1 protein-coding gene is annotated in these 486 nt (G+C 70.2%); it reads right to left on the reverse strand.

The features are described 5' to 3' along the window. Positions 1-486 (reverse strand): alpha/beta fold hydrolase (locus BGN95_RS09765; protein WP_353744695.1); only part of this gene is annotated, 486 nt, incomplete at both ends.

Genomic DNA, 486 nt, shown 5'->3' on the forward strand with positions numbered 1-486 from the left:
CATAGGTCAGCGGCTCGCCGGCGTTGGCCCAATCCTCGAGCGCGACGAACATCGCGGCGCGATCGCCCTCCAGTTTCGCGAACGCCTCATATTTCGCGACCGTCCGCGCCGGATCGAGCCGCCAGAAGCCGGTCTGCAGCACTTCCATCGGCACCACACCCAATTGGTCGCAGGTCGGCCGCGCGCTTTCCCACAAGGCGGCGATATCGCGCGCCGCCGCGCCATAGCCGGCGAAGCGCCACGGCGAGGCGATCGTCGCCAGCCCGGCGACCTTCATCCGGCTCGCCGCGGCGAGCGCCATCGTTCCGCCGAGACAATAGCCGATAAGCAGCGGCGGCGCGGGTAGCTTCGCCAGCAACGGTTCGAGCACGCGCTCGACATGCGCGGCGACGTCCATGTCGCGGTCGCGCGGATCGGTGACGCCCCAGTCGACCAGCCAGGCGTGGAACCCCGACGCCGCGATCCACCGTACCAGCGAGGTGGCGG

This window comes from Sphingomonas sp. 66-10 (assembly GCF_001897045.1).
In the GTDB taxonomy this organism is placed as follows: domain Bacteria; phylum Pseudomonadota; class Alphaproteobacteria; order Sphingomonadales; family Sphingomonadaceae; genus Sphingomonas; species Sphingomonas lycopersici.